The following is a 15,362-nucleotide window of genomic DNA, read 5'->3' on the forward strand; positions in this document are numbered from 1 at the left end:
CCCAGATGACCGACGCGACTCCCCTGCCCCAGCTGATCCTGCTGCCCGGCCTGCTCAACGACGCCGAGCTGTGGCGCGACCAGATCAGCGGCCTGGCCGATGTCGCCCGCATCTGGGTCCCGGATCTCGCCCCCTACGCCACCCTGCGCGAGATGGCGCAGAGCGTGCTGGAGAAGGCCGAGCCGACCTTCGCCCTGGCCGGGTTCTCGATGGGCGGCTACGTGGCCCAGGAGATCGCCCGGATCGCGCCGGAACGCATCGAGCGGCTGGCCCTGCTGGACACCTCGATCCGCGTCGACACGCCCGAGCGCGCTGCCCAGCGCAAGGCGCTGAACAAGGCCGCCGCCAAGGGCCAGACCTTCATCGGCATCGGCCAGGCGATCATGAAGTCCTATGTCGACGCCTCGCGCCTGGACGACACCGACCTGACCGGCCGCATCGTCGACATGACCCAGCGCCTGGGCCGCGACGTCTTCCTGCGCCAGAACAGCCTGGAGCGCGAAGACGGCGAGGCGGCGCTGCGGGCCCTGCGTGTCCCTTTGGTCATTATCGTCGGGGAAAACGACCAGATCACCCCCGCGCCGGGCCATCACGAGATGGCCAAGGCGATCGGCTGCTCGCACCTGCTGGTGATCCCCAGCACCGGCCACATGACGCCGATGGAAGCGCCCGGTCCGGTCAATGGGGCCCTGCGCCACTGGCTGCAAAGACCCGCCGGAAAGCGCTGATCAACGGCTTATGGCCACGCTTTAGCCGCATTTGAGATCGAAGTAATAGTTATATCGTATCAGGCAAAGCCGACGATAAACGCTCCGGAAAACGAGTAATAAGCGCTTTACTTAAGCGGCGCTGGAGCCGTCGTTTCAAAAATCTGCAACAAAACCGTCAAGCAAACATCACTGGTCCACCTGGACCGTGAAATCTATCCCCTGCCCCGCATACGCGAACGCGCGCCTGCTCAAACAAGAGCGCGCAGACAAAGGGGATATTTCATGCGGAAGACCATGCTCTTCGCGCTGGCGGCGCTCGCGCCGCTGGCCATTGCCTCGGCCGCCACGGCCGCTCCGGAAGACGCGCCGATGGCCACGGCCGACGAGCCGACCCTGGCTTCGGCGGTCGTCGTCCAGGCCAAGATCGCCTACCGCAACCGCAGCGAGTCGACCGCCCCGGTCCTCGACTACGGTCTCGACTACTTCCAGCGCTTCGAGCCGCTGACCGTCGGCGACGCCCTGAAGCGCGTCCCCAGCGTCTCGTTCCTGTCGGACGTGCTGGAATCGGACGGCGTGCGCCTGCGCGGCCTGGATCCGGCCTACACCCAGATCCTGATCAACGGCGAAAAGGTCCCGGGCTCGGGCTCGTCGTCGGGCGCGTTCGGCAACGGCGCCGACCAGTCGTTCTTCGTCGACCGCATCCCGGCCGAACTGATCGACCACATCGAGATCTCGCGCGGCGCCTCGGCCAACCGCAGCGGCGACGCCGTCGCCGGCGCCCTGAACATCGTCCTGCGTGACGCCCTGGCCCTGGACGGCGGCTATGTCCGCGCCGGCGCCCTGATGTTCGACGACAAGCGCATCCGCGGCGCCTTCGGCGGCGTGTGGGGCGGTCAGGTCGGCCCCGGCCGTCTGCTGGTCGGCGCCAACGTCCAAGGCCGTCGCAACCCCAAGGAAAAGCTGAGCCTGCGCTATGACGAGCCCGGCGCGGCCCTGAACAACAACGAAGTCCAGACCGACAAGCGCAACGGCACCGACAGCTCGTTCAACATCGCCTACGACGTGCCGGTCGGCCCCGGCCAGCTGTCGATGAACGGCTTCTACGTCCACACCGACCGCTACCAGGACGAAGACTCGATCGAGTACAACACCGGCAACAACACCAACGCCAACCTGTCGACCATCAACAACAACGACGTCGACATCCAGCAGGACAGCTACTCGCTGAACGGCAAGTACAAGTTCCCGATGGCCGGCGGCACGACGACCGTGAAGCTGGGCTACGCGGCGTTCAAGAACGACGAGTACGAGTTCGAGTACGAGACCGAATATCTGCGCGACTCGACCCCGTTCCCGGACGGCGACCGCTTCACCGGCGACCGCGCCAAGACCCGCGTCACCGACGATGAAGCCTCGGCCAAGCTGGAGCACAAGCGCGAACTGTCGCCCAGCACCGACCTGGAGTTCGGCGTCCAGTACGAAGGCAAGCGCCGCGACAGCCGCGTCAGCGAAGTGCCGCGCAACCGCTACAACCTGCCCTCGGCCAGCCCGCCCGCCTACGGCCCGTTCTCGGTCGTCGGCAAGGCCCGCCTGGAGCAGACCCGCATCGACCCGTACGTGATGCTGTCGGGCCGCTCGAACGGCTTCAAGTGGGAAGCCGGCCTGCGCTACGAAACGACGGACGTCACGATCAACGACTACGTCCTGCGTGAAGAGACCGAGAAGAAGTACGAGGTCCTGCTGCCCTCGGCCTCGATCCGCTACAACCTGACGGCCGCCGATCAAATCTACGCCTCGGTCGCCCGCACGCTGCGCCGCCCCAGCTTCCAGCACCTGTCGCCGGTGCTGCTGGAAGAAGAACTGGGCGCCAACGACTTCGTCGGCAACCCGGACCTGGAGCCGGAAAAGGCCTGGGGCCTGGACGCGGGCTACGAGCGCCGCATGGGTCGTGACGGCGTCTTCGGCGTCAACGTCTTCTACCGCGAGATCAAGGACCTGCTCGAGATCTACAACACCAACGTCCGTGGTTCGGCCGATGATCCGCCCAGCGACATCGCCTGGGTCTTCTCGGCTCGCAACACGGGCGACGGCAAGGTGTACGGCATCGAGTTCGACCTCTCGACCCCGCTGTCCTTCATCGGCATGGACAACACCGGCGTGTTCCTGAACTACTCGTACCTCGACTCCGAGGTCAGCGACGAGTTCGGCAAGCGCCGCTTCAACAGCCAGGCCGAGTCGGTGTTCAACGTCGGCTTCATCCAGGACATCCCGACCTTCGCCGCCTCGTTCGGCATGACCTATCGCAAGCAGGGCGAGGCCTATAGCCGCGTCGTCGGCGAAGAGGTCACGACCACCTACGGCGCCGACCTGGAAGCCTTCATCGAGAAGCGGGTCGGCAAGAACATGGTCATCCGCCTGACCGGCTCGAACCTGCTGGACGCCAACAAGCGCGAGACGTTCAACAAGTTCACCACCATCGCCAGCCAGCAGACCCGTGACTTCGACGAGTACGAGCTGGAGCGCGAAAAGGCCGGCCCGGTGTTCCAACTGACCGCCCGCGTGGCGTTCTAAGGAACCTTAGACATGAAGAAGGCGGCGCCCGTGAGGGCGCCGCCTTTTTTCTTGGTCCGTCCTCGTCCTTCGACAAGCTCAGGATGAGGACTACTTTTGACGCGGTATCCGTAGAAACCTCATCCTGAGCTTGTCGAAGGACGAGGTTTCGGCTCCGCCAGCCTAAGCCGCTCGCCCCGTATCCTCACCGCTCATAAAGCCCAGCAGGGCGTCGATGCGCTTGACCAGCTCGACCCGCGCGGCGCTGCCGGAGAGATCCGCGCCCATGACGGTTTCCAGCGCGGAGGCGGCCTCGACCAGGCGGCAGTCCTTGACGGCCTCGCCCACGCGCTTGAGCTCGACGGCCTGGGCGACCAGGGCGCGGCGGGCCTGGGCCGGATCGGTGTCCAGGGCGGTGGCGGCGGATTTGACGATGCGCAGAGCCTGGGAGAGGCGCGCGGCGGGCGTGCCGGCCGCGTCGGCCTTGCGCTTGCGCGGACCCTTGTAGTCGGCCGAGTTGAAGCGGCGACGGTCGGGACCGACATAGGCCACGGCCTCGATCCAGTCGCGCGGCTTCAGGGTCACCGCCTCCAGGCGGCGCTCCAGGTCCTTCAGATTGAAGGGCTTGCGCATGAATTCGTGCACGCCGGCGTCGCGGGCGCCGAAGATCGCCTCGGCGGTGGCTTCGGCCGTGCACATGATCACCGGAGCCTCGCGGCACAGCAGGTCGCTGCGGCGAATCTTGCGGGTGAAGGCCAGGCCGTCGACGCCGTTCTGGGCGTGCTCGACGAAGATCAGCTGCGGATCGGTGGCGCGGGCCATGGCGTAGCCCTTCTCCGCCGACGGCGCGGCGAAGATCTGCACGCCGCCCAGCGGACGTAGCTGTTCGGCCAATAGGCGCGCGGTCGCGGGGTTGGGGTCGACGACCATAACCCGTTGCACCTTGGCGGCGACACGCTGAATTGTGCGGACGTTCCCGTCGAACACGTGACCCGAGACTCCTCGAAACCAGACCCCTTCACTAGGCCTAGAATGTAAAAATCCGCTTATTGATCCAGAGGGGTTAACCGCGTCAGTTTGTCCGCCCCCACTAGAGGCTGAGCGGCACTGACAGGCCCGCCTCGAAGTCCATGAAGATGTCGATCGCCTCTTCGACATCGACCGTCAGCGGCTCGCCCTGCGGGAAGCGGTACCGCCAGTAGCTGGAGATGTGCGAGATCACGCCCACCCGCTCGCCCAGCGACAGGAACATCTCGGGCGCGCGCAGCAGGAAGTCGCGGAAGGCCGTCGGGCGACCGTTCTCGATCAGGTCCTCGAAAGCGTCGTCATAGACCTTCAGCGTGCGCAGGATCGCCGACCGCTCGACCAGCACCCCGCCCTGCAGGCGGCGGCGGCTGTCGTCGATGAACTTGGAGGTCTCGGCGTCCTTGTTGCCGGTGATCAGCAGACGGCCGATCTCCTGGCCCACCGTGGTCAGCTGCGGCCACAGCTTGGTCAGCATCCACTTGTAATAGAGGAAGCCCTTCCAGCTGAAGACGCCTTCCTTGAAGCTCTCGCCTTCCATGACCAGGGTGTCGCGCAGGGGCTCCAGGCGCTCGTCGACATCGGTCGACAGCAGGGCCTCGACCAGGCGCGCGGCATGGGCGCGACCGACGCCGCCGGACCCGCGATAGGCCAGCTCGATCAGCCGGGCGATCTCCATGGTCACGAAGCCCTGCATGTTCTCGTAGTCGGCCAGCGACAGGGCGAAATAGCAGTTGGCCACCAGCACGCCGTTGCGGCGCAGGTGTTCGCGCAGCAGGAACGGATCCAGCGACGGCAGCACGTCGATCAGCCGCAGGGTGGCCAGGTCGCGGCTCATGTCGCCCGAGGCGTTGCACGCCTCGACCACCAGGTCGGTCCAGCCCCGTTGCCCCACGAACACCGACTGGCCGCCCAGGCCCAGGTCGCCGCGGTCGAACGGAATGATGATCTTGGTCGCGGTCGGCCGGGCCTCGTCGAACAGGTACATGTCGTCGTTGCGCAGGCGGTGCTTGAGCAGGATGGCGGTGTTCAGGGTCCGGTTCCGGAACAGCGGCGCCTGCGCATATTCCGGCCGCCTGCTGCTCTCGGCCTCGACGGCCAGCAGGTTGAGGACGCGACTGGTCGAGGCCGTGCGCTCCAGCGCGCGCAGGCTGCGCATCATCCGGTCGGCCTTATGGACCGGCTTCAGCTTGCGACGGCGCGCGAGTGCGGACACGAAACCCCCTTATGTGGACAAGCCGTCATAAGGGAAGCTGGCTAACAAACGCTAACCGAACCGCGCTCGGCGCAGGCCCCGCAACCGGAAGTGGGGAGACTTAGCGCGAGGGGGTCGACCGCACGAAATCGGTGATCAGCCGCGCGGCGGGCTCGGCGTGGGTCTCCAGCAGCAGGTGGCCGGCGTCCAGGACGTGAGCCGCCGCGCGCGGCAGGTCCTCCAGCCACGACAGCACCTCGGCGGTCTCGAAATAGGGATCATGCCGGCCCCAGAGGACCAAGCCGGGTGGCTGGTGCGCCTTCAGATAGGCTGCGATCTCGCCGAACCGGGCGACGTGGTTGCCGTAGTCGGCGATCATCGCGTGCTGGGTCCGCATATGGCCCGGCAGGTTCATGACCCGCCAATCCTCTTCCCAGCGCGAGGGATCCAGGCGCACCACCAAGTCTTCCGGCACATTGTCGGCGTACTGGCCGCGCGTGCCTTTCGCCGTGAGGTGAGCGGTGGCCGCGGCGGTGTTGCGGGCGTCCGGGGCGGACCAGAATTCGATAACGTCGGCCCAGCTGGGCCCCATGCCCGAGCGGTGGGCGTTGCCGTTCTGGACGATCAGGCCGCTGACCAGGTCCGGCGCGCGCATGGCGAGGTCCAAGGCGACCGGCGCGCCAAAGTCGTGGACGTACAGATAGCGCTCGCGCACGCCCAGGCGGTCGAGCAGCTCCTCCAGGCAGTCGGCAAAGGCCTTGAAGGTCGGCGCCTCCAGCGGGTCCGAAGCGCCGCTGCCCGGCAGGTCTGGGGCGACGACGAAGGCGACCTCCGACAGTGGCTCCATCAGGCCTCGGAAATAGCCCGAGGCGTTGGGCACGCCGTGGATCAGCACCACCGCCGGCCGCTGGCTCACATCGCCGGAAGTGCGGAACGCCAGGTCGACGCCGCGCGCCAAGCGCATCGTCTGGATGGGAAGGTCGGAGGCCATAACCACCAAACGCGGCGCCCCCAGGCCAAGGTTCAGCGCCCGGTCGTGGCCCGCTGCATGACCTGCTGGAACGGCGCGACCCAGATCTCGGCCTCGTGGGCCTTGAGGTAGCGCAGCAGGCCCTGGTGCGCTTCGGCCGAGACGGTCAGGTAGTCGCCGCCCACGCCGTGGAACATGAAGACGCCCAGGCCGCCCGCGCGCTGCACGTCCTTGACGTAGGCGATCAGGTCCTCGGCCGTGGCGGTCTCGGGGAACGAGCGGCTGGGCACGCGGAAGGGGTCCAGCTTGGCCGGGTCGCTGACCACCGCATCGCTGGGCACGCCGGTGCGGACATAGGCGATGGTCCCGGACGCCTTCAGCGCGTCGGTATAGTCGACGCCGCCGGCCAGGCTGATGCTGCAGGGGACGGAATAGGTCCGCGTCGTCTGGCCGTCGATCGCGGTCAGCAAGGTGTTCATCGCCCCGACCTCACGCAGCATGCCGGGCACCGTGTAGCGCTCGGAATTGAACTGGGCGTCCATCGGGAAGGACGCGCGCGGGCACGGGTGGAACATCGAGTGGTTGCCCAGCTCGTGCCCGGCCTGGGCCAGCTTGCGCCAACGCGGGATGTCCTTGGCCGCGAAGGTGCCGTTGAGGAAGAAGGTCCCGCGCAGGCCCGCCGCCTCCAGCTGCGGCGCGGCGACGTCCAGGTGCGAGACCAGGGCGTCGTCATAGGTCAGCACGATCGCCGCCTTGCGCCCGCCCGGCCAATCGAAGGTCCCCGCCGCGACGGGCGAGGCCAGAGACAGGGCGACCAGCGCGGCGACGATCGCGCGCATCAGGCGACCGCCAGGCGAACCGTCGGCGCCGGCGCCCGCAGGCCCGCCACCGTCATCAGCAGCCCCGCGGGCTGGATCGGCTTGGGATGCGCGGCGTCGAAGCCCTGGGCCAGCAGGCGCTCGGCGTCGCCGGCCATGGCGTCGGCGGTCAGGGCCACCACCGGCATGTCCACCCGGCCGGCCTCGCCCGCGCGGATGCGGCGCACGGCCTCGCTGCCGTCCATCCCGGGCATGTGGACGTCCATCAGCACGACGTCGAAGTCCTCGACGCGCAGGCGGGCCAGGGCCGTGTGGCCGTCGTCGGCCGTGGCCACGACAGCGCCGACCGCTTCCAGGATGGCGCGGGCGACGGTCTGGTTGATGCTGTTGTCGTCGACGACCAGCACCCGCGCGCCGGTCAGGTCCAGCGCCTCGTCGGCGTCGCCGGCGGCGTCCGGACGCTGCGAGGCGGCCAACGGCAGGCGGGCGGTGAAGGTCGAGCCTTGGCCCGGCGTGCTCTCGACGCCGATCTCGCCGTCCATCATGTCGACCAACTGGCGGCAGATCGCCAGGCCCAGACCGGTGCCGCCGAAGCGGCGGGCAATGGTGCGGTCGCCTTGCACGAACGGGGTGAACAGGCGCTCCTGCTGCTCGTCGCTCATGCCGACGCCGGTGTCGGTCACGGCCAGCAGGACGCGGGCCTCGGTCGGCGCGATGCGCACGGTGACGCGGCCGGCCTCGGTGAACTTCAGGGCGTTCGAGACCAGGTTCATCAGCACCTGGCGCACGCGGGCGGCGTCGCCCGACAGCCATTCGGGGGTGGCCGGATCGATGTCCAGGACCAGGTCCACGCCCTTGAGCCGCGCGGTCTCGCTCCAGACCAGGCGGATCTGGGCGGCCAGCTTGCGGACGTCGAACGGCAGGGCTTCCAGCTCCAGCTTGCCGGCCTCGATCTTGGAGAGGTCCAGAATGTCGTTGAGGATGGTCATCAGGCCGTGGCCCGACTGCTCGATCATCTCCAGATATTCGGCCTGGCGCTGGTCCAGCTTGGCGCCGCGCAGGGCGTAGGCCAGGCCGAGAATCCCGTTCATCGGCGTGCGCAGCTCGTGGCTCATCATCGCCAGGAAGGCCGACTTGGCGCGGCTGGCTTCCTGGGCCTCTTCCTGCGCCTGCTCCAGGGCCTGGTTGGTGCGGCGCATGACCCGCACGGCGTCGATGGCGTAGCCGACCAGGCCGGCGATCGTCACCAGGGCCACGGCCTTGTCCCAGGTATTGAAGCGCTGGGCCATCAGCGGGGCGACGGTCAGGGCGATGAACGGGCCGGGCAGGATGGCCAGCATCGCCGTCCAGCTGATCGTCGCGTATTTCAGCCCTTCGACCACCAGGCCGAACAGGATCATCACGGCCGCGAACTTCATCGACATCGGGCCGTTGACGGCGGACCAGCCGGCCATGACCGACCAGGCCAGGGTAAAGGCGGCCGGCGGCCCCAGGCGGATGTACAGCGGCGTGCGCCCGCCCACCCGCGGCTTGAAGCTGAATTGCAGATAGACCAGCCAGCCTTCGAGCAGGACGTTGACGGCCGCCCAAAGCAGCGGCGGCACGGGCCCGAAGTGGAAGGCCAGCAGGCCGCCGACCAGGGTCGTGACCAGCAGCCGCGCGACGCGGCTGCGCCGGCTCATGATGAGCGAGGCGCCTTCGCGTCCGTCATCGAGGAAGTCTCGGAGAGCCAAAACGCTCCTCCCGCACGGCTAAGGTGCGGGAGGTTAAGGTCAACTTGGTTCACCAAGCGTTTACCGTGCGACGGTCTGTCGCACCTTTTTTGTGCAGCTACCCTTGGAAGGGGTCGCGCATGAGAATGGTGTCATCACGTTCCGGGCTGGTCGACAGCAGGGCCACCGGAGCGCCGATCAGTTCCTCGACGCGGCGCACATATTTGATGGCGTTGGCGTTGAGGTCCTTGAACGAGCGGGCGCCGGCGGTGCTTTCCGTCCAGCCGGCGATCTCCTCGTAGACCGGCGTGGCGGCGGCCTGGTCGCGCAGGCCGGCCGGCAGGTAGTCGACGACCTTGTCGCCGATCTTGTAGCCGACGCAGATCTTCAGGGTCTCCAGGCCGTCCAGCACGTCCAGCTTGGTCAGGGCCACGCCGTGGATGCCGTTGATGGCCACCGACTGGCGCACCAGCACCGAGTCGAACCAGCCGCAGCGGCGAGCGCGGCCGGTGTTGACGCCGACCTCGCGGCCGACGGTCGACAGGTGCTTGCCCACGTCGTCGAACAGCTCGGCCGGGAACGGGCCCTCGCCCACGCGGGTGGTGTAGGCCTTGACGATGCCCAGCACGAAACCGGTCGCCGACGGCCCCATGCCCGAGCCGGCCGAGGCCTGGCCCGCGGCAGTGTTGGACGAGGTCACGAACGGATAGGTGCCGTGGTCGACGTCCAGCAGCGAGCCTTGCGCGCCTTCGAACAGGATGCGGCGGCCGGCCTTGTGGGCCTGGTCCAGCACCCGCCACGCCGGCTGGGCGTAAGGCAGGATGCGCGGGGCCAGTTCCATCAGGGCGTCGAACAGTTCCTCCGCCGAGGCCTCCGGCAGGTTCAGGCCGCGACGCAGGGCGCCGTGGTGGCTGAGCAGGCGCTCGATCTTCGGCTTCAGGGCTTCCGGATCGGCCAGGTCGGCGACACGGATGGCGCGGCGGCCGACCTTGTCTTCATAGGCCGGGCCGATGCCGCGGCCGGTGGTGCCGATCTTCTGGGTCGAGGCGGCCTCGCGGGCTTGGTCCAGGTCGCGGTGCAGCGGCAGGATCAGGCAGGCGTTGTCGGCCAGGATCAGCAGCTCGGGGGTGATGGCCACGCCCTGGTCGGCGATCTTGTCGATCTCGCCCAGCAGATGCCACGGATCGACGACGACGCCATTGCCGATCACCGACAGCTTGCCCTGGACGACGCCCGAGGGCAGCAGGGCCAGCTTGTAGACCTTGCCGTCCACCACCAGCGTATGGCCGGCGTTGTGGCCGCCCTGGAAGCGCACGACGACATCGGCTCGGTTGCTGAGCCAGTCGACGATCTTGCCCTTGCCTTCATCGCCCCACTGGGCGCCGACGACGGTTACGTTGGCCATGGTAGAGATATGCCTTGTCACCTGCCCGGTGACGTCCAGCGGCCCTTCGACAGGACTCGGCCGCAGACGTTTATTCAGTTTTGGGCGGCGCTCGAAGCACCATCGGGCGAACCGTCAAATCGGCTCAGCGCGAAGTCAGAAGGCGTAAACCAGCCGAACCCCCGCGTCGTCAAGCCCCTGGTTCTTCCCCTGATGGAAGATCTGGCCGTTCGACAGGTGGGTGTAGCTCAGTTCCACCGACACCTTGTCGCTGACCTGGTAGCCCAGGGCCAGCTCCGGCTCGAACAGCACCTTCGAGCCGAAATCGATGCGGTGATAGTAGAGATAGGTGCGGCGATCGCGCTCGGCCTGGGTCAGGCCCGGCGCGTTGGCGGGCGGCAGGCCGGCCTTGCCGTCGGTATAGGCCAGACCGATGCCGGGGCGGAAATAGAAGCCGCCGGGCTGGCCCAGCTCGATCCGCCAGTCGAAGCCCGCGGCCACGAAGTTGGAGGTGTTCTTGCTGTTGATCGACACCATGGTGTGGACCTGCGGCTTGCCCAGCCAGCGCAGGTTCTCCAGACGGTTGGTGCGATAGCCCAGGTGGACGTCGAAGCCGTCCTCGCGACCCGCGGCGCCCAGGCCGACGGCGTTGCCGATGAAGGTCACGTCGTGCTTGTAGACACCGACAAAGGCTTCGCCGGCGCAAGCGGGCGCGGCGACGGCCAGCACGGCGGCAGCCGCAGTGGCGAACATGGCGGTCTTCATCGAGTCGTCCTGAGAAATCAGCCCGTTCCCTATATGGAGCCAACGGCGATTGTCGCAAAGTGTTTCGGGCGGGGACTTTTGAACGTCCATGCCCCGATATCTTCAAAAGCGCGACCGCAACCCCTAAAGCTGGGGGCATGACCGTTTCCCTCGCCGACATCCAAGACGCCGCCGCTCGCCTGAAAGGCCTGGCGGTCGAGACCCCGCTGATCGAAAGCCCCGCGCTGAACGAGCGCCTGGGCGGGCGGGTGTTCCTCAAGCCCGAGACCCTGCAGCGGGCCGGGGCCTTCAAGTTCCGGGGCGCCTATAACCGCCTCAGCCAACTGAGCGACGCGGAGAAGGCGCGCGGCGTCGTGGCCTTCTCGTCCGGCAACCACGCCCAGGGCGTGGCCCTGGCGGCCAAGCTGCTGGAGATCCCGGCGCTGATCGTCATGCCATCGGACTCGCCGGCCGTGAAGGTCGCGGGGACCAAAGGCTTCGGGGCCGAGATCCGCTTCTACGACCGCTTCACCGAGGACCGCGTCGCCATCGCCGACCAGATCGCCGCCGAGCGCGGGTGCACGGTCGTGCCGTCCTATGACGACCCGCACATCATCGCGGGTCAGGGCACGCTGGGGATCGAGATCGTCGAGCAGGCGCGGGCGCTGGGTGTCGAGCTGGATCGTGTGCTGTCGCCGGTCGGCGGCGGCGGCCTGATCGCTGGGACGTCGACGGCCGTGAAGGGCCTGTCGCCCTCCACGGAAGTCTGGGGCGCCGAGCCGGCCGGTTTCGACGAGACCCGCCGCTCGCTGGAGAGCGGCCAGCGCGAGACCATCGACAAGGACGCCCGCTCGATCTGCGACGCCCTGCTGACGCCGGTGCCGGGCGAGCTGACCTGGCCGATCAATCAGCGGAACCTGTCAGGCATCGTGGCGGTGACCGACGCGGAGGTGGCCGAGGCGATGCGGTATGCATTCTCGACGCTGAAGCTGGTGGTCGAGCCGGGCGGGTGCGTGGCGCTGACCGCTGCTTTGACCGGCAAGGTGGATCTGAAGGGCAAGACGGCGGCGATCGTGCTGTCGGGCGGGAATGTGGATCCGGGGTTGTTCGCCAGCGTGCTCAAGGGTGAGATCTAACCCTCAACCCCTGCCGTCATCCCGCGCTTTATGCGCGGGACCCATGGTTCAGCTTGCACGTGAGGGCTAGCTTTTCTCCGCACCTGCGGCGGACAAATGGGTCCCGCGCATAAAGCGCGGGATGACGGTTGAGGGGATACGGACAAAGTGAACTTTCCAAGCGCTGAACACCTCCCCCAGACCCCCCTCCTCGTTGTCGACCGCGCCGCGCTCACCCGCAACCTGACCCGCATGCAGGCCCTCTGCGACGCCGCCGGCGTCCGCCTGCGCGCCCACGGCAAGACCCACAAGAGCTCCACGCTCGCCCGGCTGATCGTCGAAGGCGGCGCCGTGGGCCTGTGCTGCCAGACGGTCGGCGAGGCCGAGGCCTTCGTGGCCGGCGGCATCAAGGACGTCCTGGTCACCGCCCCGGTCCCGCCGTGGGGTCCCGCGCGCCTCGCCGCCCTCGCCCGCACCGGCGCCACGATCGGCGCGGTCGCCGACGACGAGGGCCAGATCGACCGGCTGTCGGACGCGGCCGTCGCCGCCGGCGTCCGCCTCGACCTGATCGTCGACCTCGACCTCGGCACCCACCGCGCCGGCGCTTACCCCAAGGACGCCTTGCGCCTCGCCCGCGCCGCCGACGCCTCGCCCGGCCTGCGGTTCGCCGGTCTCCAGGCCTACCTCGGCCACCTGCAGCACATGGACGACCTGGCCCTACGCCAGAGCGCCGACGAGGCCGCCTTCGCCACGTTGAAGGCCCTGGTCGCCGAGCTGACCGCCGCCGGCTTGCCCCCGCCCGTCGTCACCGGCGGCGGCACCGGCACCCACGCCTACGACCTGGCGTCCGGCGTCTATACCGAGCTGCAAGCCGGCTCCTACGCGGTGATGGACGTCGAGTACGGCGCCTGCGGCGCGCCCGGCGGCGGCGACTGGGCCTTCGAGCCGGCGCTGTTCGTGGCCGCGACCGTGGTGTCGGGCAACCACAAGAGCCACGTCACCTGCGACGCCGGCTTCAAGGCCATGTCGATGGACGGCCCGCCCGCTCGCGTGGTCGCCGGCGCCGCGCCCGGCTCCCTCTGGCGGCCGATGGGCGACGAGCACGGCATGATCGCCCATCCCGCCATGATCGACGTGCTGAAAGCCGGCGGCCGCGATCCGTTGGGCTTCGACCGCGCCGTGGCCGCCGCCGACGCCGATCCCGCCCGCGACTTCCCGCCGGACGCCCCCAAGGTCGGCGACCTCGTCTGGCTGCAACCGGGCCACTGCGACCCGACCATCAACCTCTATGACGCCCTGCACGTCTGGGACGGTGAAAAGCTGGAGCGATGGCCGGTGGACGGCCGCCGGGTCACGCTCTAGGGTCCGCGCCAAGATTTCCCCCAAAGAGGGTTCCGGATGAAACGCCTGCTGCTCGCCACCGCCTTGATCGCCGCTCCCATGCTGGCGCAGGCCGCCGACGCGCCCAAGATCGACCCCGTCAAGCTGTCGGCCCACATCAAGATCCTGTCGTCCGACGAATATGAGGGCCGAGGCCCCGGAACGGCCGGCGAGACCAAGGCTGTCGGCTACATCGTCGAGCAGATGAAGGCCATCGGCCTGACCCCCGCCGGCGATGTGCAAAAGGACGGCAAGCGCGCCTGGACCCAGAACGTGCCGCTGGCCAAGTTCGAGATGGCCGGCCCGGTCGCCGCCTCGGTGTCCAAGGACGGCAAGAGCACGCCGCTGGCCCAGGGCGACCAGATCGCCATCCGCGCGTCCATGACCAATGTCGACGCCGTCTCGCTGAAGAACGCCCCGATCGTCTTCGCCGGCTATGGCGTCAAGGCTCCGGAGCGGAACTGGGACGACTTCAAGGGCCTGGACGTGAAGGGCAAGATCCTGGTCGTGCTGATCAACGATCCGGACTTCGAGACCGGCTCGGGTGACTTCGGCGGCAAGGCCATGACCTATTACGGCCGCTGGACCTACAAGTACGAAGAGGCCGCCCGCCTGGGCGCCGCCGGCGTGCTGATCGTCCACGAGACGGCCCCGGCCTCGTACGGCTGGGCGACGGTCAAGAACTCCAACACCAACGTGATGTTCGACATCGTCCGCAAGGAGCCGGCCAAGTCGCATCCGGCCATCGAGGCCTGGATCCAGCGCGATACGGCCGTTGACCTCTTCAAGCAGGCTGGCCTGGATTTCGACGCCCTGAAGAAGCAGGCCCAGAGCCGCGACTTCAAGGCCGTGGAACTGCCCGGCGTGACCTTCTCGGCCGACTTCAAGGTCAAGCACCAGGTGATCACGTCCAAGAACGTCGCCGGCCGCATCGTCGGCACGAAGTTCCCGAACGAGACCATCATCTACAGCGGCCACTGGGACCACCTGGGCGTCGGCGCCCCGGACGCCAAGGGCGACAAGATCTATAACGGCGCGATCGACAACGCCGACGGCATCGCCGCCCTGCTCGAGCTGGGCCGCGCCTTCAAGTCCAGGCCCGCGCCGCAGCGCTCGATCCTGTTCCTGGCCGTGACCGCCGAGGAGAAGGGCCTGCTGGGTTCGGAGTACTACAGCGCCAACCCGCTGTTCCCGATCGCCACCACGGTCGGCGACATCAATATCGACGCCCTGTCGGCCGCCGGTCCGGCCAAGGACATCGGCACGTCCGGCGACGGCAAGGTCGACCTCCAGGACATGCTGGTCGCCAAGGCCAAGCTGCACGGCCGTTACTTCACGCCCGATCCGTCGCCGCAGGCCGGCCACTTCTATCGTTCGGACCACTTCCCGTTCGCCAAGCGCGGCGTGCCGGCCATCTCGATCGGCTCGGGCAACGACCTGATCAACGGCGGCAAGGAAGCCGGCGAGAAGGCCGAGGCCGACTACACCGAAAACCGCTACCACCAGCCGGCCGACGAATGGTCGGCCAGCTGGGACCTGTCGGGCCAGGCCATGGACCTGGGGCTGGTCTACGAGATCGGCGCGGACCTGGCGAACAGCCGCGTGTGGCCGCAGTGGCAGGCGGGGTCGGAGTTCAAGGCGCTGCGCGACAAGACCGCCGCGCAGCGGAAGTAATCTCGCTACCGACTATCCCCGCGAAAGCGGGGATCCATTCTGACGTGCCGCTTGGGTCCCCGCTTTCGCGGGGATGGGCGGGAGTTT

At 68.1% G+C, this 15,362-nt stretch carries 12 protein-coding genes and 1 pseudogene; 6 read left to right on the plus strand and 7 right to left on the minus strand.

Annotated features, from left to right (window positions below):
• Window positions 1-5 precede the first annotated feature (5 nt).
• Both AC1RRR_RS12110 and AC1RRR_RS12115 read left to right on the plus strand, forming a co-directional pair.
• Complete coding sequence (locus AC1RRR_RS12110; RefSeq protein WP_492813327.1) at window positions 6-728, plus strand: alpha/beta fold hydrolase; 723 nt, start codon at window positions 6-8, stop codon at window positions 726-728.
• Between the two features lie 264 nt (window positions 729-992).
• Complete coding sequence (locus tag AC1RRR_RS12115) at window positions 993-3,281, plus strand: TonB-dependent receptor plug domain-containing protein (RefSeq protein WP_492813329.1); 2,289 nt, start codon at window positions 993-995, stop codon at window positions 3,279-3,281.
• Between the two features lie 162 nt (window positions 3,282-3,443).
• Here AC1RRR_RS12115 and AC1RRR_RS12120 read toward each other — a convergent pair whose 3' ends face one another.
• The 7 genes from AC1RRR_RS12120 to AC1RRR_RS12150 all read right to left on the minus strand — a co-directional run bounded on the left by AC1RRR_RS12120 (window position 3,444) and on the right by AC1RRR_RS12150 (window position 11,127).
• Window positions 3,444-4,190 carry a response regulator gene (locus AC1RRR_RS12120; RefSeq protein WP_492813561.1) on the minus strand — a complete coding sequence of 249 codons (747 nt, stop codon included), beginning with the start codon at window positions 4,188-4,190 and terminating at the stop codon, window positions 3,444-3,446.
• A 160-nt stretch (window positions 4,191-4,350) separates the two neighbouring features.
• A complete protein-coding gene (locus tag AC1RRR_RS12125; protein ID WP_492813331.1) occupies window positions 4,351-5,499 on the minus strand; it encodes a hypothetical protein in 1,149 nt (382 codons plus the stop codon).
• A gap of 100 nt (window positions 5,500-5,599) precedes the next feature.
• Entirely contained in the window at window positions 5,600-6,469 is an 870-nt protein-coding gene (locus AC1RRR_RS12130) for an alpha/beta fold hydrolase (protein WP_492813333.1), read from the minus strand.
• Window positions 6,470-6,501: 32 nt separating this feature from the next.
• Window positions 6,502-7,287, minus strand: a complete 786-nt coding sequence (locus AC1RRR_RS12135) for a polysaccharide deacetylase family protein (RefSeq protein WP_492813335.1) — start codon at window positions 7,285-7,287, stop codon at window positions 6,502-6,504.
• Window positions 7,287-8,948, minus strand: coding sequence for an ATP-binding protein (locus AC1RRR_RS12140; RefSeq protein ID WP_492813337.1), 1,662 nt, complete (start codon window positions 8,946-8,948; stop codon window positions 7,287-7,289). Before AC1RRR_RS12140 ends, AC1RRR_RS12135 begins: the two co-directional genes overlap by 1 nt.
• Window positions 8,949-9,096: 148 nt before the next feature.
• Window positions 9,097-10,383: an adenylosuccinate synthase gene (locus tag AC1RRR_RS12145; RefSeq protein ID WP_492813338.1), complete on the minus strand. Its 1,287-nt coding sequence runs from the start codon at window positions 10,381-10,383 to the stop codon at window positions 9,097-9,099.
• A gap of 135 nt (window positions 10,384-10,518) precedes the next feature.
• A complete protein-coding gene (locus tag AC1RRR_RS12150; protein ID WP_492813340.1) occupies window positions 10,519-11,127 on the minus strand; it encodes an acyloxyacyl hydrolase in 609 nt (202 codons plus the stop codon).
• A 137-nt stretch (window positions 11,128-11,264) separates the two neighbouring features.
• Here AC1RRR_RS12150 and AC1RRR_RS12155 point away from each other — a divergent pair, with 137 nt between their 5' ends.
• From AC1RRR_RS12155 to AC1RRR_RS12170, 4 genes and pseudogenes are all read left to right on the plus strand, one after another.
• Window positions 11,265-12,242, plus strand: coding sequence for a threonine ammonia-lyase (locus AC1RRR_RS12155; protein ID WP_492813342.1), 978 nt, complete (start codon window positions 11,265-11,267; stop codon window positions 12,240-12,242).
• Window positions 12,243-12,285: 43 nt separating this feature from the next.
• Window positions 12,286-12,371, plus strand: a pseudogene (locus AC1RRR_RS12160) (hypothetical protein); the annotation flags it as partial.
• 18 nt (window positions 12,372-12,389) lie between these two features.
• Complete coding sequence (locus tag AC1RRR_RS12165) at window positions 12,390-13,583, plus strand: DSD1 family PLP-dependent enzyme (protein WP_492813344.1); 1,194 nt, start codon at window positions 12,390-12,392, stop codon at window positions 13,581-13,583.
• 36 nt (window positions 13,584-13,619) lie between these two features.
• A complete protein-coding gene (locus AC1RRR_RS12170) occupies window positions 13,620-15,275 on the plus strand; it encodes a M28 family metallopeptidase (protein WP_492813346.1) in 1,656 nt (551 codons plus the stop codon).
• Window positions 15,276-15,362 lie beyond the last annotated feature (87 nt).

It is taken from the genome of Caulobacter sp. GW821-FHT12D05 (assembly GCF_058807295.1).